Raw genomic sequence first — 24325 nt, 5'->3', positions numbered from 1 at the left:
CCTATATTTAAAATAATAAAACGTTCATAGGACGAAACAATGACAGGGCCATTCGTCTTTAAGGTAAGATTGAAAATTGCTGATTTGTTTCATCAAGCGAATCATCTAGAGACTTTCACAGCTGCTCTTCAAAAGGCGGAGACACTCCCGCATTTTGTGCTTAAGCTGATAGCTTACTGCGCTTTGTCATACAAAGATGAAGTTCGATGGCTTAACAGCAGAGAAAAACACCACCCAGACGTGTGGCATGAGTTAGAAAATGGTGAGATAGAAAACGCACTGTTTGTAGAATTTCCAGATTTGAGCGCACTACAGCGATACACGCGTCTTTATAGTAAAATCATCATTTTTAACACCAATAACGAACAATGGTTTGACGAGTTAAAGCCCCATTTAGTTGCTTTTAACAACTTAAAAATCTTTGCGATTGAATCGCGTTTTGTTGATGAATTGGTGGAGGCACTGACTCGTAGCTTACATTGGGATGTGATTATTGATGATGGCGCCATTAGTATTAGTAATGGCGACGATTACTTTCAAAGCGATGTTGTTCGCTTAAGTTAGCTTAATCACAACATCAGTAATTGGTTTCGAGCAACACAGCAAAACTTCTCCATCCCTTACAAATGCCAAAGGTTCTTGGTTATAAGCAACTTGCCCATCTAAAAGCTTGGCTCTGCATGCGCCGCAATAACCTTCACGACATTGATAAGGAATTTCGATATTGTTTTGTTCTAAAGTGCATAGTAGAGAAGGTGACTGAGCCGAAAATTTAAGCGGCTCATCATGGTCTTCAATTGAAATCTTCAGTTGTGGCTTTTCTTCCATTATAGGTCGAAATCACCAAAGTCTGAAGCGCTTACTTCAGCATCAATTTGACCTACTAAGTATGAACTGATCTCAGCCTCTTGCGGCGCTACCTGAACATTATCAGATACTAACCAAGCGTTGATCCAAGGGATTGGGTTGCTCTTGCTCTCAAACTGAGCTGGTAAACCGACAGCGGTCATACGTACGTTTGTTATGTACTCAACGTACTGGCACAGTATGTCTTTGTTTAAGCCGATCATTGATCCGTCTTTAAATAAGTACTCTGCCCATTCTTTTTCTTGCTCAGCAGCTTCAACAAACATCTTAATCGCTTCTTGTTCACACTGGGCTGCAACGATTGACATTTCTGGATCGTCTTTGCCTTCTTGCATGATATTTAACATATGCTGTGTACCAGATAAGTGAAGTGCTTCATCTCGAGCAATTAGCTTAATGATTTTAGCGTTACCTTCCATAAGTTCACGTTCAGCAAATGCGAATGAGCAGGCAAAGCTTACATAGAAACGGATAGCTTCAAGAATGTTTACAGACATAATGCAAAGGTAAAGCAGCTTTTTAAGTTCAAACAAGTTGATGTGAACTGTTTCACCATTTATTTGGTGTTTACCTTCACCATACATGTTGTAGATAGATACTTTCTCGATTAATTCGTCATAATATTTAGTAACCGAGTCTGCACGTTCACTGATCTTCTCATTCTCTACGATATCATCAAAAATTACTTCTGGTTGTTTAGTCACGTTTCTGATGATATGAGTGTATGAACGGCTGTGAATTGTTTCACTGAATGCCCATGTTTCAATCCAAGTTTCTAACTCAGGAATTGATACTATTGGTAAAAGCGCAACATTTGGAGAGCGGCCTTGAACACTGTCAAGTAACGTTTGATACTTTAAGTTACTCAAAAATATGTGCTTTTCATGCTCAGGCAGCGCTTGAAAGTCTAATCTATCCTTACTTACATCGACTTCTTCTGGACGCCAAAAGAAAGAAAGTTGTTTTTCAATTAGCTTCTCAAATATTGGATATTTCTGCTGATCATAGCGAGATACATTAACAGATTGGCCAAAGAACATTGGCTCTTTTAGTTGGTCATTATGTTTTCTGTTAAACGTAGAATACGACATAAATAATACTCGATACCAAAAAATTTAGCGGCTGTTGACAGAGCACTAACCGCGGAAAAGTTTACAATTTATCATAACTTGAAGTGGACAAAACCACACAAATAGTGTGTTCAGATTCTGCACCCAAATTAGAACCTGGCCACTTCATGTCATCAAACCCAAAGCGTGTTTTTCAATATACGAATGTATCACAGAAATAGATTTTTCACCGCAAATATATTTCAGACAATTGGCACTTTCGCGTCTTGACAAAAGTGTCACTATGGGTGTAACAATGTATCGTTTTATTGATTCAGGTTTGTATTTAATCAATAATAACAGATGGTTAATTTGACTTATTGGACTGGGTTGTTTTTTGACTACTGAATAATAAATGGATATCAAATTGAAAAATGTAAATTTTCATTTGTATCTTAGGTTGAGTACAAAGCACCGGCTTTTGATAAATATTTTTATGAGTTAACTATAATTTATAGCTTACTTGTGATGTGAAATTGTTGGGCAATGAATAGGGCATGGTTAATTTGCCGCTGTATGTGTCAAATACGTTGCGTTTAGTATGAGTTTAAAACTGAGTGCTTAAAATGACTTTTAAGCACTCAGGGTATCAAAGGGCGCTTTTAACCACCTGACCCTCCAGTTGCGGTAACGACTGTTACGTCAACTTGCATATCTTCGTTTATATTTCTATATCTAAACATCTTGATTGATTCCAGATCCTCATTGAGGAATAACATAATAACTGGTCCATCATCATCGTCGCCATAATTTACCTGAATTCTAGGTTCATCCAACGGCTGGCCACTGCTATCTCGTCTTCTATCGAAAATTGCCACGATCATCGATGTGTCAAAACTGAGACCAGTATCAAAATTAATTGTACCGCCTGATTCAATAATAACCGTACCTCGACTGTGTCCAGTTCCTGTGACTGTATATGTATTTGCAAATTCAGTGATTAATTCAAGGTTTTCTATTTGACCGTCTGTCGACTTTTCTGTGAACTGGCCTAAGAAAACATTTTCAAGGGTACTTAAGTTCACTTCATTGAGCTTCTCATTTAACACGGATACTGAGTATTTAAATCCATTTTGCTCGTCTGTGTAAACGTAATTAGCATCAACCTTTTCAAATTCCTGAATTTGGATTTGTGCATCAGGGCTAGGATCGATAAATAAGGCACCTGAGCTTGAGAATGTGAATTCTACTACTTGGCCATCGCTATATGGAGAGCCACTGTTACTACTTACTGCAAAGGTGAGTGTAAAGACTTTGCCTTTTAATGCATCAGGTAGCACATCATTGCTATCATCAGAGTCATCATTGTCGTCACTTGAATAACCAGGCGTCCAGGTGTAAGTAAGGTCCGAGGTTGAAGTGACGCCTTGCGTGGAAATTGTGTATTGTACACTGACAACCAGTTTGCTTTCATCTGCGCTGACTAGTTGAAAAGAAAAATTAGACACAGTAATACCTTGTGACTCGATTTGTGTCTTTATTTGTTGCTCAATTGCACCCAAATCTTCAGGATTTGGTGCAGGGATATTTTCAAGTTTAATCTCAGGTAAGTTGACAGAAATACCAGCAGTAGTAGAAGTACCTGTAATGGTTAACGTAGGCACTGTGTCATCGCTACCTTGATCATCATCATCGTCATCATCACCACCTGGTATGAGGCCGCCTGGGATAAAATCAAATGAGATATCATCTAGATTCAGGTCTTTTAAAATATCTTCAAGACCTTCTAGCGTCTTTTTGATGTCATCTAATGAAAATATTCCATTTATGTCTGCCGACAATGCTGCCACGCCGAAGCTATTGGCATATGCGCTGATTTGACTTGATAAATCTGATACAAAGGTGTCCGCATTATACACCGGGTTTTCGAAGACTTGATCGCCTACCTTTCCATCTAGCACATTATCTAGAAAATCAGCCTTTAAACTGTTTAAAATAGCAATAGCGGGATTGTCTTGGCTGGATCCTAGTTTGGCAAGGCCAGCAAGTGTTGTTGCGTATATGCCAGCTTGGTCATTATTAATTGAGCCTGCAACGTTTTCTGACACAAGTTGTGGTGCTTGCAAAATATTATCAAGTGCTGGTGCTAGGGCGTTTTTTATTTGCTCGTTGACCGCATTCACTGACGTAGCATCGACCACATTTGCAGAGATGATCGAGTTAGCTGCTATTTCGGTTAAAGTGGTAACACCGACTTGATCTTGCAGTGATGCCATGACCGCTCTTAGGGTCGTTGTTGATGGTAAAGGCAAAAATTGTCCTTTAGATTCGTCGAAATACTCAGACTCGGCGGTTGGTTTTACTTCAACAATGAAAGGGCCCGTTGTACCACTGGGGACAGTGATGATGGCTGTACCATCTTCTCCGGTTGAGCCTGTTGCGCCTTCTACAACTTGTTTATTCGCTAATGTTAATAATTGGACGTCAGCATTTTTTATCAAACCTAGTGATGGGGTGACAGTGACTTTAGTGCTTTGATCGACAGGATTAGTGACTGGATCGTCATCATCGTTATCTAAACAGCCAGACAACGATAATAAGGCCAAACCCAAGCATAATCCTTGGAATGGTTTATACATGTTCATAGCAATGCCTACAAGGTTATTAAAATGGTTTTGCTATTGCATCTACCAACCTGTCAATTCCTTGTAATTACTGCTTTATACCCATGTTCGCTTCCAGCTAATGTTGAATGCACGATCCAATAGCTTTATAGAATGTAGCCCAAATTTGCTATTTTAGAAGTTTTGTAAAAAAACATGTGCTCAAAGTGTGTCAATTCTATCAACGATGACTTCACGGTGGCTGAATTTACAGGTGTTTTCTGTCAATGTTAGCTTATCGAGATAGCGACCTGCTATCACTGTTGTCTCACCTTCGTTATTTTTGTTTTTTAGATACAAAATGAAATTGGAGTTGGCGCTAAGAAGCGAGTTTTTATCTAAAAAAATTTGGGTACTGGTCATAAGGTGAATCGATTTTTTTGTCGCCCTTGCTGATTCAAATCTTGATGCAAGTGCTTGGTGGCCGGCCAGAGATATATTCAACTTTGCTACATTAAACGTTGCGTCTTCGGTGAATAAGCTCACATACTGCTCGGTCGTTCCTTTGTCTCTTATTTCAGTGTATTGGTATAACGTTTGCTCACATTGTTGATGTACAGACTGGTTTATTGGTTTGGTGAGTGAACAAGCTGTTAGAAAAACGAGAGGGATTGCGCAGAGCTGTTTCATATATTTCCTTGTTATTTTTATAGACTTCCTTTTTAGCGTTATTTTGAAGAATGCTTGCTTTTTTTTCTAGCGGCAACAAATCTGGAAGCCAGTGCATATACAACATACACCAATATCAAAGAATTGCCGAGTACTAATACATCCTTGTCTTCCGTTATCAACCATAAAAACGCAAGTGCAACAGCGGCAATGGTGAAGTGTGTCACTAAGGGATTAGATTTACTCTTTTTACCCATTTAAAAACCCTAAACTAAATACAAGATGACATTATAAAGTGAAACAAGAGCACAAACCATGCTTTTGGAACGTTTTATTAAGCCCAAATTGCTAAGTAACTGTAATCAACAGAAATTGACTTCAACTGCCGTTGCTATGTAATTAGTTACTTCAAACTAAAGGATTAATATTAAAGTTGTACTAATGATCTGCTTCTTGACCTAGGTTAATTTTTTACCTGAATTAGGGTTTTAAAATATAAGTAGAGCAGGGAAAACATATGACTTTATATGGCTAAGATAAATTTATTAGATGTGTTAAAGCACGTTTTTAGAATCGATTTAAAAAAACTCATATTGGCTTTGGCAACTGGGGGGGTTGTATTGTCTCTCTTCAATGCAGTTATTGCGAGCTATCAAGTCCATAGGGAAGCGTTTATTCAAGATACTTTGCATGCTAATCAAACTTATGCAACAAAACTTGCAGAAGTTACACAGCTCTTTTTGCAGTCAGTAAATAGCCAGTTAAATGTCAGTGCATATCATATTGCAGAGAACATTGATGATAGTGCATTAATCAATGCCGAACTAGATCGTTTGTTGTCACAAACTAATAGCTTTGATTCATTAGTTGTGGTGAGCCGCGCGGGTAAAATTATCGCTGTTAGACCTGAGTTGCCGGTGATAGGGGAGTCGATCTCTTCACAACAGCTAGATAAAGTGATGTTGCAAAAACCTATTGTTCTTGACCCTTTCGTCTCTCCGGCTGGAAATTTGATGATTAGCCCAACTTATCCGCTTTTTAACGGCCATGGTCAATATCTTGGCTTTGTTGCGGGGGGGATTTACCTGCATGGTGATACTATTCTTAATCGGTTGCTTGGCAGGCATCATTATGCTGATGGTTCATATTCTTACGTTGTAGATAAAAAACAACGTATTTTGTATCACCCAGATCCAAAAAGAATTGGAGAACAAGTATCAAATAATACTGTGATAGAACGTGTTTTAAATGGACAAGCAGGGGCAATGGAGTTGACAAATAGCGGTGGTAATCAGATGCTTGCTGGCTTCGCGTCTATACCCATGACTGGGTGGGGAGTCGTGAGTCAAAGGCCACTTATTTCAATTTTAAATCAGCTTGCAGTAACCCATAAATCTGTTGTTTATTCCAGTGTCCCTTTTACTATTGTAATTTTAGGATGGGTGTTTGTAGCTGGGTGGCTAATTGCAAAGCCTTTAGCATTACTAGCAAAGCAACTAGCGACTGTAGAAAAACAGAGTGTAGCTAATTCAGGGGTAAGTGCTTGGTATTATGAAGCGGCTAACCTTAAATATGCTTTAATCCAGAACCATCGTACGGTTCGACAGGTGATAAAGTCTCTCGATGCAGATAGAAAAACAGACAAGCTCACTTCTTTACATAATAGATTGTCACTGGATCTGTGGCTAGATAATACAATCAATTCAAAAATTGGGTTTTCAGTATTGGCGATTGATATTGACCACTTCAAATCTATCAATGACAGTCATGGTCACTGCACAGGTGATAAAGTGCTCAAAGAACTTGCAAATCTAATGATTCAAAACGCAAGGGGAGATGATTTCTGCTGCCGGATAGGTGGGGAAGAGTTTTTAATTTTTATGCCAAATCAGTCTATTTCTCAAGCAATGGCAACAGCTGAAAGGTTAAGAAAATTAGTTTCAAATCACATTATGCCCGACGGAATCAGTATTACGGTATCAATCGGTGTCTCTACATGGCCAAACAACTCAATGAGAATAGACAAAACGATTGAATTGGCAGATAGAGCTTTGTACCAAGCTAAAAGAGCAGGAAGAAATAGAAGTTGTTGTCTTGAAGCTGCTTAATATCATTTTTTGTTCATAAAACGGCTAATCGTTTACAAACTTTTAGCTTAGGCAATGATCTTTGTCTTAAATGTGGGTAAGATGCGCGCCAAATTATAATATTATTGATTTGGAGTAGTAAATGGGACAAACTTTGAAAGTGCCACATACACTCGTGCTGTTGCTTGGCATGATGGTGGTAGCCCTGTTAGCCACATGGGTGGTACCTCAGGGCTTTTTTGAAACAAGCGTAACCGAAAGCGGCAGGCAGATAGTTGTCGCTGGTACTTATCAGCTCGTAGAGCAAAAACAATATCTTACTCCATGGGATCTGTTAACTGCAATTCCAAAAGCATTCGCTCAAGCACAAGATGTAATTTTCTTCGTATTAATCGTAGGTGGTGTACTGAGCATTGCTCGTGCAACAGGCACAGTTGATGCGTTGATTGGTCGCTTATTGGAAAAGCATGGTACAAAGCCACAACGTCTTATATTTATGGTTGTGTTTTGTTTTGCTTTGGCTTCGAGCACAATTGGTACTGCTGGTGAATATATCCCATTTGTATTGATCTTAGTTGCACTTTGTAAGGCCATGAGACTAGACGCAATGACCGCTGTAGGTATGATTGTCGCTGGTTATGGCATTGGTTATGGTGTATCAGCGTTTAACCCATTTACTGTTCTTATCGCACAACAAATCGCTGATATTCCGGTTTATTCTGGTATTGAGTTAAGACTCGCGATTTTCATTCCGTTTGTTTTAATCGGCTTTCACCACGTGTGGAGTTACGCAAAAAAAGTCTCAAACGATCCAAGCAAATCTATGATGATTGGTGTGCCTTGTCCACTAGAAGGACAAGCAAAACCAAATTATCCTAAACTTAATAGTCGTCACCAGGCGGTGTTATTTAGCTTTATCATTACGTTATGTATTGCTGTATGGGGTATTGCAACCAAAGGGTGGTATTTATATGAACTAGGTGGTTTATTTGTCGCTTGGGGTGTTGTGATTGCTGTAATTGGTAAATTATCTGCAGATGAAACAGCAGAGCGCTTTATTGAAGGTGTATCAGATCTTGTTACGACTGCTGTTTTAATCGGTGTAGCACGTGGTATAGCACTTATCCTAGAAGATGGCCAAATTTTGCATACGCTGGTATATAGTCTTTCGTCACCACTGTCTCACGTGGCTGCAGAAATATCGGCCGTAGGCATGTTAGTTATTCAAACTTTCTTAAATACATTTATTCCTTCAGGTTCGGGACAAGCATATGTAACTATGCCACTCATGGTGCCAGTCGGTGATTTAGTTGGTGTACCACGTCAGGTTGCTGTACTTGCTTACCAATTTGGTGATGGTTTCTCAAATATGATTATACCAACTAACGCAGTACTGATGGGTATTCTGGGCATGGCCGGTGTTCCATACACACATTGGTTTAGGTTCTGTTTACCTCTGATTGGTAAGTTATTACTGGCTGCATCAGTTGTTCTTGTATTGGCAGTGAGCTTTGGCTATGGCTTAGATGTTCAGCCAATTATTGAATAAAGTTAATTTTTCTTTCAAAAAGCCGTCTTTATAAGACGGCTTTTTTTTGCTTTTTAAATGGTATTCTTTTTATAAAAATAATATGTTTGTATCTATAAGCGGTAAAGCTGGAATTGAAAAGTTTAAATATTGTTATTTATATATTTCAAAATCTTGTTATTGATATTTTATTGATCTATCTTCATATTTCAAAATGTTGATTATTTATCATTGTGAGTTGTATTAATTCCAGTTCATATTAATAACTATAATTATTAAAAGATTCTTAAACGATGACGCTATCATTCAGTACTTTTTATAATTTGCCAAGTAGCGAGGCTCGCTATGAATTGGCACTCAATCTGATTTACGACAAGTTTCGGCCAGCTCATTGTTTAATTGGTAAGTTCATTGATTCAGATACGCGAGTAAAAACGGTTGCTTATTCGGTCAATGGAGAAAAGTCCAACTATATTATCTATGATCTCGAAGGGACGCCTTGTAAAGACGCAAAAGACAGCCAAAGTGTTTGTTCTATCAGTTGTAATTTACAGCAAATGTATGCTGAGGACGAAATATTAAAGATTTTTGATATCGATGGTTATCTTGGTGTAACACTCAGAGCATTAGACCATAAGCCTATTGGTATTATGGTCTGCCTATTTGATGAAAAGATAGAAATATCGAGCGATGAAAAGCATTGGTTTAGAGAGTTAAGCTTACTTGTTGGTGCAGAGCTAAACCATAACCTAGAATTGGCCTCTCAAGAAATTTTGGTAAAGCAGTTAGCGAAAGGGGAGCGGATCGCAAGGTTGAGCTCATGGTCTTGGAATATAAGCAGGAATATTCATAGCTTTAGCCAAGAAATGCAAACCCTAGTTAACTTGCCAGATCAAGCAGTCGATTTCGAGATGTTTTGCGAAAGCCTCAAAGACAAAGACCAAAAATCTCTTAGAGTGTTGATGCAGAAATTACGGCATGGACAAATAAACCATATAGATATTAATGTTTCACATCGAGATAGAAGTCAATTCAAAGGGTTATTTCGAGTTATTGGGCATATAGAGCGATCTGATGAGCAAGAAGATGAGCGGATTTTTTGCGCGTCGGTTCAGGATATTTCATATATTTACGCCCTTAACAAACAACTTGAGCTCACTAATGTGGTATTTGAGCATGCCACCGAAGCCATTATGATAACCGATAACAAAAATCGTATTGTCATGGTGAACAGGGCGTTTGAACGTCTAACAGGTTACTCTGATACTGAGTTACTTGGTAGAAACCCTTCGGTATTGTCTTCGGGTAAACACAGCGCTGAATTTTATCAAAAGATGTGGGATATACTCAGTAAAGAAGGCACATGGAAAGGTGAGATTTATAATCGAAGAAAAAACGGACAAATCTTCCCAGAAGAGTTAACCCTCAATATCGTTCGTGACGAAGACGATGAAATTGTCAATTATGTTGCCATTTTCAGAGATATTACTGATTGGAAACGTAATGAAGCTCAATTGACATTTTATGCAAATCACGAGCCCCTTACAGCATTGATTAATCGACGTTGCTTCATGGACATTCTAGAGTCAAGGATATCTCACAACCGTAGTACATTGCAGCCATGTTCATTGTTATTTATCGGCCTAGATCACTTTAAAGAGGTGAATGATATTTACGGCCCAGAAATAGGTGATAAAGTACTTGTCTCTGTGGCACGTCGGTTAAAAAATGGTTTAAGGAGGGCAGATACTATTTCGCGATATGGGGGAGATGAGTTTGCCATATTGCTTGATTCAATGGATGAGCAAAGTGCCTATGATATTGCCTCAAAGTTAAATGAAAAGCTAAAACAGCCTTATGTATTTAATGAGTTGACTATTGAGCTGACTGCCAGCACAGGAGTTGCACAGTTGGATTGCCAAAAACGTATTACGGCAGCCAAATTTATTCGCAATGCAGCCCATGCTTTAGAAAGTGCGAAGAAAACTAACAGAGGGAGTGTAGCGCTCCATAATCAAGAAATTCAAACTGCGTACCTCAATAAAATTGCGTTAAGAGATAAGCTAAGACACGCAATCAAGCATGATCTATTGAACGTCTATTACCAACCAATTGTTGATCAATCGACAGGGTACATTGTTAAGTTTGAAGCTTTGGTTCGTTGGTTTGATGATGAGCAAGGAATGATCTCTCCAGGAGCATTTATTCCTATTGCAGAAGAATTTGGTTTGATACAGCAAATAGGGCACTTTGTTTTAAAAAGAGCATGCCATGACTTAAGCATAATACACTCTCATGGGTATTCTGACGTGAGTATTTCTGTCAACCGCTCGGTTAATGAATTCAAAGTGAGTAACAATCAATTTGACTTGGTGACTGAAGCAATCGAAAGTGCCAATATTCCATTTGATAGCCTAACAGTGGAAGTTACAGAGTCGATGGCGACAAATCATTACACCTGGCAATTGCTAAGAGACTTAAGAGAAAAGGGAGTGAAAATTGCACTCGATGACTTTTGTACAGGTTATTCATCCTTAAGCCACTTAATCGAAAACCAGGTGGATTATCTGAAAATAGATAAGTCTTTTGTTGATAGCTTATTACAGGATAAGAGTAAGCAAATAATGATCTCTTGCCTAGTTGATATGGCAAAACAACTTGGTATAAAAGTTATCGCTGAAGGGGTTGAGTCAGAGACTCAACTTAGCGTGTTAAAAGGGCTTGGTTGCGATCATATACAAGGTTACTACTACAGCCCGGCAAGGCCGATAGGGGCTTGTATACATTTGCTAGAAGAGTTTAATGGTGAAGAGTCGATTGAACTTAATATGCTAAACATCACTTCAAACAGGGTCTAGTTAAGCTGCGTACGAGTGATAATGACTTATGATTAAAATAAGGGCCTGACCTGTCAGGCCCATCTTAAGGTTTAAATCGATGGTTAAATATGAGGCTTTAGGATGTCATAAAATGCTTCAATATGGTCATCTCTATCGTTAAGCGCGGGAATATAATCGTAACGTTGACCTCCTGCTTCGATAAAATACTCCCTATTTTCTTCTTCTAATTCCTCAAGTGTTTCCAAGCAGTCTGCACTGAATGCTGGACTTAATATCGCTATATGTTTAGTGCCTGATTGAGCTAACTCTTTAAGTGTGAAGTCGGTGTAAGGTTTGAGCCATTCTTCTCGGCCAAATCTGCTTTGAAAGGTCGTCATGACCTTATTTTTATCTAGTCCTAGCTTGGCAACCACTGCATTGGTCGTAAGGTGACAAAAACAATGGTATGGGTCACCGTTAGTTAAAAACTTTTTCGGCGTACCATGATAAGAAAAGAGGATCTTATCCGGTGTTGGGTTGTTGTCTAAATATTCTTGCACTGAATTACTCAGTGACATGATATATTGCTCATTACCATGATAACCATTAATGAAATGTAGCTCAGGTACCCAGCGCCATTTAGTTAATACTCGAGAGACAGCATCAAAAGTAGAGCCAGTAGTTGCACTTGAATATTGAGGGTATAGCGGTAATACGACAATTTTAGTAATGCCTTTTTCTCGTAATTCTTCTAAGCCAGCTTCAATTGAAGGGTTACCGTAACGCATGGCCATCACAATCTCTACATCAGTATGATTTTGTTGAATTAAATACTCTCTTAGTTTTTGGCACTGCTTTTTAGTGATATCGATAAGTGGGGAGCCTTGTGCTGTCCAAATACTCTGATAAGCCTTAGCAGATCTGCTTGGACGAATTCTTAATATGATGCCATGCAGTATCATCATCCAAATAATACGCGGAATTTCCACGATACGAGGATCTGATAAAAACTCTCTGAGATACACTCTAAGTGCTTGTGTAGTTGCTGCATCTGGGCTGCCTAAGTTGGTTACGAGTACGCCAACTTTATTGTTGAAACGATTTTCATGTGGATTGTCTGTAATTGCCGAAAATCTGGACACTTAGCACTCCTTGGTGGCATTTTTAAACGGGTAGTATTTTACAATAAAGCGTATACGTTAAACATGCTTATTTGGATCTAACTCACGTGTTTTTAATTTAAATCATGTCAATACGTCTTTAAATTGTAGTATTTGAGTGAAAATAGGTTGCTTATGTACGATATAAGTCGTATGTTCCTTTATCCGGCGTCGAGTTTTAATATAATTTGCAGAGAGTTCTAAGTTAAATGCGAGTTAATCAACCAGTTACGAATCGTGAACAACGATTTGCACCAGCAGATAAACTCATTTCAGTTACTGATTTAAAAGGCACAATCATTGACTGTAATGAGCATTTCATCAACATAAGTGGCTATTCAAAAGAAGAATTAATAGGTCAACCTCACAATATAGTTAGACACCCTGATATGCCTGAATTGGCATTCAAAACCATGTGGACCCAACTAAAATCAGGTAAACCTTGGATGGGTATGGTAAAAAACCGTTGCAAAAATGGTGACTTTTACTGGGTTGATGCGTATGTAACCCCGATGACTGAAAATGGCCAAGTAATTGGTTATGAATCTGTCAGAACGTGTCCTAGTCGCGAAAACATCGAAAGGGCAGAAATGCTCTACCGTTCGATTCAAAATGGTAGCAAAGCAAGCTTTAAGCTGCCTAGACTAAGAACAATTTGGCCCGTTGCTGCGTTTGTTAGTTCTCTCGCCTTATATGCGTTTGGCTCTGAATCAGGTGCATTTGCATGGCTTATGGCCAATAGTGTGGCTATTTTTGGTTACAATCGATATCGCGATAATGAGCAACTTGAAAGAATTAACCAAGTGTTAAAACATAGCTTTTGCGATGACGTGTCTAAACAAGTGTACTCTCCTTGGCAAGGGAAAATGGCTGAGTTGCATGTAAAGCTACTGAGTGAGCACGCCCATTTAGATACGGTGATCACACGAATTGAGCATGCCTCCAAACAAGTGACTGCTGGTGCTGAACAAACAACAGATAAAAGCCGTTCAACGACGGAGCGACTTACACAACAACAGCAAGAAACGGAGCTTGTTGCTACTGCAATGAATGAGATGGCGACGACCATTCATGAGGTCTCGCAGAATGTACAATCTACGTCTGCAGATGCCACTGATGCACTTGAACTTGCCAAAGAAGGTGCCAAGAGCTCAGAAGAAACTAAATCATCTATTGAGAGTCTAGGTGCAACTGTTATTGATATAAAAGATTCCGTTCTGGGCGTTGCGCGTCAAACCAATAAGATTGCCGATGCTGCACAAATAATTGAACAAATTGCAGAGCAAACAAATTTATTAGCATTGAATGCAGCTATCGAAGCCGCGAGGGCTGGTGAACAAGGTAGAGGGTTTGCTGTTGTTGCTGATGAAGTTAGACATCTTGCACAGCGAACTCAGGAATCGACGAAAGAGATCCATGCTATCATTGATGAACTAACACAGAGCACCCAAGAGTCTGAATTAATCGCGCAGCGCGGCGAGACAGAATCACAATTAGGGATCGAAAAGCTCAACGCATCCACGCAAAAAATTGAGCATATTTATTCTTTAATAGAAACCATGAGCGTTAATAGCATGCAAATTGCTGCTGCAGTTGAAGAGCAGGCAACTGTTTCTGAAGATATTAATAAGCAAGTCGTGAATATTGCTTCATTGGCCAATTCTAGTGTTACGAGCTCACTTGAAAGCCAAGAGATAAGTGAAGAGCTTACGCGTGTCGCTAAAGATATGCATGAACTCGTGGTAAGGTTTAAAAGGTAAATTTTTTATTGAGGGCCTTTTTGGCCCTTAAAAATGGATACTTAAGAACACATCATACATTACAATGTTAAAACTAGCTATTACATCTTTGAATAGAATCGAATTAGGTTCACAAACGACAGCAAAGGAATGAACACATTTATGTGCAACAGTGGTGATTAATTACCTATAAGATGCACATAAACAATGTGCAGCTTACCTAGGCTAGTATGGCAGTAAGATTAAAGTTTTCTTTTAACCCCCGACTTTGCACGCTCTTTAACATTGGTTTGAATATAAATTTGATCTGTGGTCGCAATTTTGGAGTGACCAAGGTCCTCAGACAAGTGCTTTAGAGGCCTAGTTTGTGCATCATGTGTTGCACCAGTATGCCTTAGCCAATGACTCGTTGCTGCTTCCAAATTTTCTGACTCTTCACTGAAACCATCTTGTTTTAATTTATCGATGGCTAAATCAAAGCTTTCTTGAACAATACGTCGGAGCTGACGCACATTCATGCCACCTTGACCTCGTAATTTGTGAATAATTGGGTGTGGTTCATCAACTCGGGGGAGGGACGTCAAGCCTCTAGACTGCCTGTATCGCTTTAAGTACAGTACAAAATCATCGCTCAGAGTAACATCTCTTAGCTTATTACCTTTGCCCATAATTCTTAAAAACCAAAAGCCATCTTGATCCTGCCAAAAATGGCTCATAACGGGGGACCACTGTGGGCGCTCAGAAAGCTCTGATATACGAAGGTAAAGCCCTTTTAGGCACGCTAACGTAAATAGGTTCCTTTCAAGTTTTGGGTTTTGTTCACATAAATCTTTGGTAACACCAAAAACATACTCCCATTGTAAATCGCTAAGTGTGTCAGGAAGTTTAATTTGCGACTGAACAACTAAATAAGGACAGTTCTTTTTAACAACCGGGACAAAATTGGCAAACGCCTTTTCTTCTAAAATAGCAAACTTATAAAATACATTAAGTGCGGTAAACATTGAAGCGAGTGTTTGTTGGCTAACCCCATTTTCTTTATAAACAAATGGACGCCAGTTAGGGTTAACTTGTCGCGTTCCCTGATGGTTTTTAAATCGCCATTGTACAGAGTCAGCAAGCCATGTTTTATCTGGCTCTACAACAAAATCAACATATGACTCAATGTCTTCGCGTTTTAACTCAAATACTGATTTTTCTTGTATCAGCCAGCTCCATAAATGGAAACGTTCAATTTCATTCCTAAAGCGATTAAATGTTGCTTCGGATTTTCGTCCGTACACATACAAAAATTGATAAAGAAATTTAAGTTCTTCCAAGCATACGTTGTCTTCTAGTCGATTATTGTTTAAAAACTCAGCCATTGCAGGGTATTCACTTTGCAAGGTCTCGTCATCTAAATGCGCAATAAGATATCTGAGTTGTTTTAATGTATCGACTAACGGCGTCATATATTGTTGATCCAAGCGGTATGTTTGTATCAAATTATATGTATATTTATTCAGTATTGTCTAGCACAGATTGTACCTGGCTAATTCGTTGATTTTTATAGCGTGTTGATTGCCAGCAGAGTAAAGAGCCAACCGTTACTGAAACCACGCCTAACCAAAAGCTCTGTTGTAAACTTACACCTAGAATAAGCGCTGCAAATACCCCAGAGAACACGGGTGTGAAATAAGAAATCGCTGCGAGTAAAATCATATTACCGCCGATAATTGCCTTGTTCCATAGGCCATAGCCAAGCGCCATACCTCCACCCGCAAGTGCAAGTAAAAATACGCTTGAAAATGAAAACCCCGAGTTGAAACCGGCATCTAGAAAGCACCATTTAAGCCAAAGCGTACCTGCAGTAAAAATAAAGAATAATGAAATGGTATTATGTCCACCGGACATATATTTGGTTAAGTTGCAGTAGATTGCCCAAATTATTGCGCCACTAAATGCAAGTAAAAATGCCAATGGGTTACTAATTATGTTGCTTAACATTCCCTCTAACAGGCTTGAGTCACCTGAAACAACCAAACACACACCAACAAATGCTAAAACACTGCCAGGTAGCAATAATATAGAGTTAGCCTGAGTGTTTTTGCATATTACGGCCCCTAAGATGGTAAATAGAGGCCAAAGGTAGTTGACTATCAATACTTGAGCTGACTGCTCTCGAGAGTTCGCAAAGCCTAAAGATAGGGACAAACAGAGTTCATATGCAACGAAAAGAGTCCCCCCAATGACCACATAACGTTTGGGGTACGTTTTAATATTTGGTATGCCTGAGAAGGCGACCAAAAACAATGCTGAATAGGTATAAACAAGTGCTGCACCACCGATAGCACCAAAGTCTTCACTCACGATACGTACGATATGTAAAACGGCGCTCCACAATAGCACGGCTAGTACGCCAAATAGTGTAAACTTGTATCGAGATAGCAAACTTAAGAGCCCCATTAAAAATGCTTGATTATATAGGTTTTGAATTTTCCTGCACCTGTTTTAGTTATTTTTTAAGGCTCCCTATGAATAAATTATCTTACACATTGATATGCTCAGTACGAAGCATTTGGTGTGTTTTGTGGCAAATCATAAAAATAGTATTTAATGCTATTTCAGTGAGCAGATTATGAGAAATAAACTTGGACTAGGCGGAAGTTGTTACTGGTGTACTGAGGCGATATTTAGCTCTATCATCGGTGTTGAGACCGTGGAGCAAGGTTGGCTTAATAGTTTTGATGACTATAGCTCATTCTCTGAAGGTATTCTTTTAGAATATGATCCAGACACAATTACACTAAGAGATCTTATTGAAATCCATTTATTGACACACAGCTCAACGTCAAACCATTCACGCCGCGATAAATATCGCAGTGCCGTATATTGCCAGAATATAGAACAACAAAAAGAAGTGATGAATGTTATTTCAACGCTTCAAGGGGACTTCGAGCAACCTATCATTACCTTAACACTGTTGATCAACGAATTTAATTTGTCTCCTGAACATTATCAGGATTACTTTTATACTGCACCGGAAAGACCATTTTGTCAGAATATCATCGTTCCTAAGTTGGTTAAATTAATGAAAAAGTTTAAGAATAAAGTGAACTCTGAGAAGGTGAATAAAGCGATTAAATGACTGTTCATTCTTTAAAATAGAATTTGTTTTTGTCTAATATCGGGATTTCATCATAAGTACATTCTGTATAATAGAATTTATTGGCCATTTTGTTATAGCTTTTCTTACATGTTATCTTTGTGCACTAGAGTTACGCGATATGCTTAACCTGTGCTTCGTTATTACCTATCAGAGCCAGTGGCGTTATATTTTATAATTAGCTCAGCTAAATGCTGAGTGTCAGTTAACCATGGTTTTCATGGAAATGCTCTCCATGTTGGTGGTGCCAATGCCCATCATGATTATACTCAATGCGGCCTTGTTCAATTCGGCGCTTATGGCCGCAATCTAAGCTATGACCATGTTTGTGCTTTTCATGAACCTTAACTTTCGCTTCGTGAACTTCACCTGCGTGATTATGATGGTCATGACCGCTGTGATTATAATCAAAGTGATCAACATGCCACTCGGCGGCATGACCGCAATTATATCCATGCTTATGTTCATGTTTATCGTGAGATATGTGATCAGCTGCAACAGCAACACCCGTTGCCCCCATTGACAACGCTAAAATAATTTCCTTCATAGAGTTTCTTCGATTGTGAGTATCAGTTCTAAAATAGGATTGTTTTAACATTTTGGCAACCTATGTTGGCTGGTAAATGCGTTGAAAATTTATTGAGTACCAGCACGATAGGGCTATCGGGTTTTTAAATATCCCCTTGTTTGTCTGCGTATTATTGTATGCTATGTCGTTTTTGCTGTTTAACCATAATCAAGATCACAAAAGTAAGGCTTTTTCATGCATACGCATCCACTGCCAACATGCCTGCTTTGACTTGATAATCAAGTGGTAAAGAGCGATTAAAATCGAGAATTTTATTAAAAATATCGGCATCTGAAGCCCCTTCATTTTTCATTTTGTTATATATTTCTATTCGTCGCTCTGTGACTACAGCGGCTTCTTTATCGAATTCATCAGATTTACTTGCCCATTTTTTAAAAGCTGCAGGGTCAGTTAGAGGTGGTGCCTCGTTCAGGTTTACTAACATTTTATCAGGAATAAAGGACACGGCTTCTGCCATCTCTGCAGCAAATGAAGGGTCTGATTCTACTTGTTCTTTGAAAACATCCCAATTGAGTTTTCGCTCCGATGCGCTAATAGCCTGTTCTGGTTCATCCATTTTTGTTGCAGGTGACGCTGCGGCTGTTTTATTGGCTGCTTGCGTTGTTTGATACTGTGAGGCCGCACTCGTTACTTGGTATGGGTTCGAGCTCAAAATCATGACTTATCTCCTTATGCTCAGTAACGAGCATGATGCAAGCAGTAAGCCAATTTAAGTAATAGAAAATGTATATGAAATACATGTAGTAATGAATATTTCAGTCAAAAGTGGATTAATTTTGCCGTTTGGTAATGATAGAAAACAAAAAATGTTGCCGCTTAACTTAAAGAACAGGGGGCTTTAGAGACATCAGCTTGCTTAACATTGTACCTAGACTAAATTTATACAGGGTTTATTTAAGAAGGAATAAATTAATGTCTTGCTCACAATCTTACAAGCATATCAATCACACTCATGATTCAAACTGTGGCCACACAGCAATTCGTCATGGAGATCATATCGATTACCTTGTTGACGGGAAACTGCACCATCCGCATGGAGATCACTGCGATGAACATACTATCGAGGTAAATAGTACAAATCCTGATGTCTGCAATCAAGCTGTTGCAGTCACAGATCATGTACATGGGCCTAATTGTGGCCACGAAGCGATACAACATGGCGATCATATTGATTACATTGTAGATGGTCGACTTCATCATCAACATGGAGACCATTGTGACGACCATGGTCCAATTGAGCTGCTCTAATCTACAGGCCTTTTAATGTATATTAAGAGGCCCAACTTCAGAAACTTTGGCTAGCTCCTAGAAGGTTTATGTGTAAAAACGCTGTAATAGGAAAAGTGCTGACTATTCACTAAGCTAAAATATTCATCTATCTAATTCATGTATATTCGAGGAAGAGTTCATGAAGCAACAAGTACGGATTTACCCTAGCAATACTACTACTCCTACACTGAACAATTCAGATTCAAAAAAAATAAATCTCGGATTTTGTTTTTCTGGCGGCGGCTCCCGCGCACTCACTTGCGCATGGGGACAAATGTTAGGATTACACACGCTTAAACTACTCGAAAAGGCTAGGTATATTTCCTCTGTTTCTGGCGGAACTTGGGCATCGTCAATCTTTTCATTTTTACCATCACAATACACTGACGAACAGCTACTTGGTCAATACGTTGAGCCTCAAAATTTATCCGTTACAGCTAAACCAGGGAAATTTGATATCAATAAACTCGGTGAACATAGTTTTGGAAATGTGCCTGCCGACACGGGGATTGATAATTTATTGGTTACAGCTGCCACATTTATTGCCAAAAATAAAAGTAAAGATCATCAATGGCTTTGGACAGATATTATTGCTACACACATACTGTCTCATTTCGATTTAAGAGCTGAAGGTGAACATTCTTGGACATCAACAAAGTCCTTCTCTTTATCGCAACACTATGCGCAAAGTACATTTCCGTCAATGCAGCCATCACCGAGTACTTTTTTTTACTTGCGTGAAGGGCGACCATTTCTCATTATGAACAATAACATAATGCACCCAGTTAATTCAGTCGACAATACTAAGACAAATATTGTGCAATTACCGAACCAAGCGACGGCTGTTTCTGCTGGCGCAAGAGGGAAGGTTCCTAACTGTGAATCTTTAGGTGGTGGTCAGGTTGAGTCTTTTGCTTATGCATCTACTTTAGAGCAGAAAGGTGCAAACATTTCACCGGTGCAAGTCAACCTCACCCAACCGTATGCACTCGTTGATATTGTAAGTACATCTAGCTCATTTTTTGCTGACGCTCTAGCAACTATGTTTACAGCAAAAATTAATGACCCTATGAGTCTTTCGCAAATATTAGATCAAGTAATGCCTTTGTTAACTGATTCAGACAAAAAGACCTTGCTGGCTGAATTAAAAAGCAATGTTGAAAAAGACGCCGTCTCTAATCTATCAACTGCATTGGTGAATAGATTTAAAAACTTCATAAATAAAAATAAGCTCAATGAGATTGCTGATTTTATACCGAGGAATAATTACTGGCCGATTGGCGAAACTAGCCAAAACTATCCTGATACTTTATACACCGATGGCGGAACATTGGATAATACAGGGGTTATAGGGATACTGTCTCAAACAGACAATGGTCAAGCTCAGCAAGAGGCAATTAAATTAGTGATATTTGATAACACGAGTACGCCTTTAGTTAAAAAATCAAATATTATCGCAGCTGGGCAAGCAGCTCCATTATTTGGTATTGATTACGATAATACAACTGGAACTTATCAGCCATTTAATGACAGTCAAAAAGACCCCACACATCCTGCGTTTCGTGCAACCAGTTTGATACAAGTGTTCGACAATACTAAGAAGAACACAGCAACGCCTTTTGAACGGCTCGTTATAGGGTTGTACAACAGTAGTTCAGGACCAAATCGCATTAATAACTCGCAACCTGCATTTTGTCGTATGGAATTAACAACTGTAGAGAACCAATTAGCCAATATTAGTGCAGGTAGAACTGTTGAAGTTTTATATATTCAGAATGCCAAAATGCTTGATTGGCAAAATAGCCTTACTGACGAAAGTTTAAAGTCACAAATTATTGCAGGGCAGCAAGCGCAAAGTAGTTTTGATTCAAGTATGGAAGATGCTGAGTTATTTGTTGAGGCTCGTTACAGCTTATCATGGGATAGTGATAAGGCACTGGAGGATAAAACATTGTCATTGTTGAAAAATCCAGCGAAGCCTTTTGCTAACTTTCCATATTACAGTACATTTTTCAAAATTGGTTTGGAGCCGAAAGAGTCCAACGCGCTGTCACAAATGTGGGCGTGGGCAATTGCCGATGATGCTAGCTCCTTAAAAGAGCAAATTGAGGCATTCATTGAAAAGGGATAATCACCATTAATTCCATATTAAATAGGTGTACCTTCGACAGCCAACAGCAACAATTATAAGCTGGCTGTCGAAAAGATGTATACAAGCGAATCAAATTTATTTACTTGTGATGCTGGTTCTGACATTCATTATCAAGCAGTTGATTAATCTTATTTTTTAGATTAGTAAAGTGGCTGTTTCAGTAATACACTGGTATTAACTGAAACCAAGCAAGTAAATAACTATGAATCATATTGAGCATTTTAAAATAATGGCTTTGTATAATCAGCGTATGAATTGCCAGTTAGTAACTGCGGCAAAAACGCTTAACAATAGTCAACTGATAGAAGACAAAGGCGCGTTTTTTGGTTCTATACTAGGCACGTTCAATCATTTAATTATAGGTGATATGATCTGGTTGCTTAGGTTTGCGAAACACTCCAATCGTTATCAAGCACTTATACAGCTCAGCGAGTTGCCATACCCAACCAGCTTAGACGACATATTGTATGACCAATTAGAGCCGTTGATCAAAGTCAGAAAGCAATTAGACCAGGCAATTTTGGACTGGGTAAAGTATGAAGCACAAGAAGCAGATTTTCATCGCACTCTGACTTATAGCAATACAAAAAGCGAAGTCAGTGAAAGGGAGTTTAGTGAGTTGGTATCTCACATGTTTAATCATCAGACGCATCATCGAGGCCAAGTATCAACGCTATTCAGCCAGTTAGGGGTTGATATTGGCAGTACAGACTATCTGTTAGATATACCAGACGAAAAAAGTGCTGGTTAAATTATTTAGAAATGACTGATGAAAGTTCAATGATTAGCTTATTTCATTGAGGATGAGCCATTAATAACTACACTCTTATCATACCAATTAAAATTTAATAGGGAGTGCTAAGTGGAGAAAAAATCTAGCAAAGCGTTAAATACATTACGTTTGAACTTTTCTCTTGTGATTTTAATTGGTTTGGGCCTTACGCTTGCTTCTTTATTTTTTTACCACAAAGTTGAAACGCAATGGCGATACTACTCAACTAATATATATGAAGTTTACTATTTGCATGATGATTTAGTACAACACCTTGGCTATGGTGGCTTCATTCATAATTTTAAAAACTTAGTGCTAAGAAAAGATAGAGCGCGTTATGAGCCTGAGTTAAGAAAATCAATAGTTGAAATTAAGGAAATAATTTCTACATTAGAGCGCTTTGAACAATACGATAACCAATCCTTAAAAATAATAAAAAGAGTCGTAATCGAGTACGAAGATAATTTGTCACTTGCTATACAGCTAATTGACAAAGGTGTTTCAAGTGAAGAAATAGATAAGGCTGTTCAGGTAGATGATACGCGTGCGTTGGCAGCATTAGCCAAGTTTCACTTAGATAGCCGAGCCAGGATCAATAAAGAAGAAGAAGAGCTAAGCAATAACTTTGCCATAGCGCATACTGTGAACGTCATTAGTGTGATGATTTTTATCGCTGTACTGGTTATTTATTTTTTCAGGCTGAAAAATGCCTTCGAAAAAGAGCATATTCTAAAGTTAGAAGCTCAAAAAGCATCACAAGCAAAGTCAGATTTTTTGGCCAATATGAGTCACGAAGTCAGGACGCCGCTAAATGGAGTAATGGGCTCATTGCAACAACTGCATTCGGATCTAACAAGAGAAAAAGACATTGAAACTGTGTCAGTCGCACTTTACTCATGCAGAAGCTTACTCAAAATTATCAATGACATACTTGATTTTTCAAAAGTAGAAGCCAACCAATTATCGCTAGACAACGTTGAGTTTTCATTGGACAACATGATAGATAGCCTTAACTCTGATTTTACTTTGCGGGCCAAAAAGAAGTCTATTTCATTCACGATAAGTGTAAATAAAGAACTAAGAAGTAGTCTGTGGATGGGTGATCCCGTTAGAGTTAAACAAGTCTTAAATAATCTAGTGTCAAATGCGATTAAATTTACAGATAACGGGGGAGTTAACGTCGAAATTTACACAGATGACACGCAGGACTCGGCTGTGCTTGTGTTAAGAATTTGCGATTCCGGTATAGGTATGTCTAAAGAAGGTCTCAGTAATTTGTTTAATCGTTTCCAGCAAGCCGATAACTCTATCACTCGTCGGTTTGGTGGCACAGGGCTTGGTATGGCGATTACTGACAACCTTATCGAGCTTATGGGTGGTGAAATTGTCGTTAATAGCCAAGAGGGGAAAGGAACGGATGTTGTCGTCAGGCTACCTTTGAAAAAGCTAAAAGAGAGTACAAAAGAGCATGTCAACAAAGTTGTAAAAAAGGTAGTCGCACCAAATTTATCCGAAAAGCTCATCCTAGTAGCTGAGGATGATCCGATAAACATCCGCGTCATAACTGCTATGCTAGAAAAAACAAGTGCTCGATTATCCATAGCAAAAAATGGTATTGAAGCAGTCGAGGCCTTTAGGAGCAATGTACCTGACTTAGTTCTTATGGATATTCAAATGCCAAAAATGAGTGGTATTCAAGCTTGTGAATTAATACGGCTAGAAAACAGGGTCTTACCTGTAATTGCGCTGACTGCAAATGTGATGAAAAACGACATTGAGCAATATGAACAAAGCGGCTTTACTGATCATGTCGGCAAGCCAATAGACCAAACCTTGTTTTATAGAAAATTGAGTGAATATATAAAATGAACTGAGTA

At 38.7% G+C, this 24325-nt stretch carries 20 protein-coding genes; 10 read left to right on the top strand and 10 right to left on the bottom strand.

Annotated features, from left to right (window positions below; genetic code table 11):
• The first annotated feature begins 39 nt into the window (after positions 1-39).
• On the top strand, positions 40-564 hold the full coding sequence (locus S4054249_RS10750; protein ID WP_046355497.1) for a YaeQ family protein: 525 nt from the start codon (positions 40-42) through the stop codon (positions 562-564).
• On the opposite strand, the gene yfaE is transcribed toward S4054249_RS10750, so the two are convergent.
• From yfaE to S4054249_RS10725, 5 genes are all read right to left on the bottom strand, one after another.
• A complete protein-coding gene (yfaE, locus tag S4054249_RS10745) occupies positions 556-828 on the bottom strand; it encodes a class I ribonucleotide reductase maintenance protein YfaE (protein ID WP_046355496.1) in 273 nt (90 codons plus the stop codon). The genes S4054249_RS10750 and yfaE overlap by 9 nt on opposite strands.
• The gene (gene nrdB, locus S4054249_RS10740; RefSeq protein WP_046355495.1) at positions 828-1958 is read right to left on the bottom strand and encodes a class Ia ribonucleoside-diphosphate reductase subunit beta; all 1131 of its coding nucleotides are present in this window, start codon (positions 1956-1958) and stop codon (positions 828-830) included. Before nrdB ends, yfaE begins: the two co-directional genes overlap by 1 nt.
• A 620-nt stretch (positions 1959-2578) precedes the next feature.
• Complete coding sequence (locus tag S4054249_RS10735; protein ID WP_046355494.1) at positions 2579-4561, bottom strand: hypothetical protein; 1983 nt, start codon at positions 4559-4561, stop codon at positions 2579-2581.
• Between the two features lie 180 nt (positions 4562-4741).
• Complete coding sequence (locus S4054249_RS10730) at positions 4742-5209, bottom strand: nuclear transport factor 2 family protein (RefSeq protein ID WP_046355493.1); 468 nt, start codon at positions 5207-5209, stop codon at positions 4742-4744.
• 38 nt (positions 5210-5247) lie between these two features.
• Positions 5248-5445, bottom strand: coding sequence for a hypothetical protein (locus tag S4054249_RS10725; RefSeq protein ID WP_046355492.1), 198 nt, complete (start codon positions 5443-5445; stop codon positions 5248-5250).
• Positions 5446-5715: 270 nt separating this feature from the next.
• Here S4054249_RS10725 and S4054249_RS10720 point away from each other — a divergent pair, with 270 nt between their 5' ends.
• From S4054249_RS10720 to S4054249_RS10710, 3 genes are all read left to right on the top strand, one after another.
• Positions 5716-7296, top strand: a complete 1581-nt coding sequence (locus S4054249_RS10720; RefSeq protein WP_046355491.1) for a sensor domain-containing diguanylate cyclase — start codon at positions 5716-5718, stop codon at positions 7294-7296.
• A 121-nt stretch (positions 7297-7417) separates the two neighbouring features.
• Positions 7418-8824 (top strand): YfcC family protein, encoded by a 1407-nt coding sequence (locus tag S4054249_RS10715; RefSeq protein ID WP_046355490.1) that lies wholly within the window; start codon positions 7418-7420, stop codon positions 8822-8824.
• Between the two features lie 272 nt (positions 8825-9096).
• Positions 9097-11661 carry a putative bifunctional diguanylate cyclase/phosphodiesterase gene (locus S4054249_RS10710; RefSeq protein WP_046355489.1) on the top strand — a complete coding sequence of 855 codons (2565 nt, stop codon included), beginning with the start codon at positions 9097-9099 and terminating at the stop codon, positions 11659-11661.
• Between the two features lie 83 nt (positions 11662-11744).
• On the opposite strand, the gene hemH is transcribed toward S4054249_RS10710, so the two are convergent.
• Positions 11745-12764, bottom strand: a complete 1020-nt coding sequence (gene hemH, locus S4054249_RS10705; protein ID WP_046355488.1) for a ferrochelatase — start codon at positions 12762-12764, stop codon at positions 11745-11747.
• A 227-nt stretch (positions 12765-12991) separates the two neighbouring features.
• On the opposite strand from hemH, the gene S4054249_RS10700 reads away from it, so the two are divergent.
• Entirely contained in the window at positions 12992-14542 is a 1551-nt protein-coding gene (locus tag S4054249_RS10700; protein ID WP_046355487.1) for a methyl-accepting chemotaxis protein, read from the top strand.
• Between the two features lie 221 nt (positions 14543-14763).
• Here S4054249_RS10700 and S4054249_RS10695 read toward each other — a convergent pair whose 3' ends face one another.
• Together S4054249_RS10695 and yddG are read right to left on the bottom strand one after the other, a co-directional pair.
• A complete protein-coding gene (locus S4054249_RS10695; protein WP_046355486.1) occupies positions 14764-15972 on the bottom strand; it encodes a tyrosine-type recombinase/integrase in 1209 nt (402 codons plus the stop codon).
• Positions 15973-16018: 46 nt separating this feature from the next.
• Positions 16019-16909 carry an aromatic amino acid DMT transporter YddG gene (gene yddG / locus S4054249_RS10690; protein WP_235611249.1) on the bottom strand — a complete coding sequence of 297 codons (891 nt, stop codon included), beginning with the start codon at positions 16907-16909 and terminating at the stop codon, positions 16019-16021.
• Between the two features lie 229 nt (positions 16910-17138).
• On the opposite strand from yddG, the gene S4054249_RS10685 reads away from it, so the two are divergent.
• Positions 17139-17648, top strand: a complete 510-nt coding sequence (locus S4054249_RS10685) for a peptide-methionine (S)-S-oxide reductase (protein ID WP_046355484.1) — start codon at positions 17139-17141, stop codon at positions 17646-17648.
• A gap of 223 nt (positions 17649-17871) precedes the next feature.
• On the opposite strand, the gene S4054249_RS10680 is transcribed toward S4054249_RS10685, so the two are convergent.
• Together S4054249_RS10680 and S4054249_RS10675 are read right to left on the bottom strand one after the other, a co-directional pair.
• On the bottom strand, positions 17872-18213 hold the full coding sequence (locus S4054249_RS10680) for a hypothetical protein (protein WP_046355483.1): 342 nt from the start codon (positions 18211-18213) through the stop codon (positions 17872-17874).
• 214 nt (positions 18214-18427) lie between these two features.
• Complete coding sequence (locus S4054249_RS10675) at positions 18428-18913, bottom strand: hypothetical protein (RefSeq protein WP_046355482.1); 486 nt, start codon at positions 18911-18913, stop codon at positions 18428-18430.
• A gap of 254 nt (positions 18914-19167) precedes the next feature.
• On the opposite strand from S4054249_RS10675, the gene S4054249_RS10670 reads away from it, so the two are divergent.
• The 4 genes from S4054249_RS10670 to S4054249_RS10655 all read left to right on the top strand — a co-directional run bounded on the left by S4054249_RS10670 (position 19168) and on the right by S4054249_RS10655 (position 24317).
• Positions 19168-19503, top strand: a complete 336-nt coding sequence (locus tag S4054249_RS10670; protein ID WP_046355481.1) for a hypothetical protein — start codon at positions 19168-19170, stop codon at positions 19501-19503.
• Between the two features lie 160 nt (positions 19504-19663).
• A complete protein-coding gene (locus S4054249_RS10665; RefSeq protein ID WP_063881424.1) occupies positions 19664-21655 on the top strand; it encodes a hypothetical protein in 1992 nt (663 codons plus the stop codon).
• Positions 21656-21905: 250 nt separating this feature from the next.
• On the top strand, positions 21906-22427 hold the full coding sequence (locus S4054249_RS10660) for a DinB family protein (protein ID WP_235611248.1): 522 nt from the start codon (positions 21906-21908) through the stop codon (positions 22425-22427).
• A 111-nt stretch (positions 22428-22538) separates the two neighbouring features.
• A complete protein-coding gene (locus S4054249_RS10655) occupies positions 22539-24317 on the top strand; it encodes an ATP-binding protein (RefSeq protein WP_052960926.1) in 1779 nt (592 codons plus the stop codon).
• Positions 24318-24325: the final 8 nt, after the last annotated feature.

The organism is Pseudoalteromonas luteoviolacea, from assembly GCF_001750165.1.
Taxonomy (GTDB): domain Bacteria; phylum Pseudomonadota; class Gammaproteobacteria; order Enterobacterales; family Alteromonadaceae; genus Pseudoalteromonas; species Pseudoalteromonas luteoviolacea_G.
The sequence above is the reverse complement of the archived record's forward strand: the minus strand, read 5'-3'. Positions and strand labels throughout refer to the sequence as shown.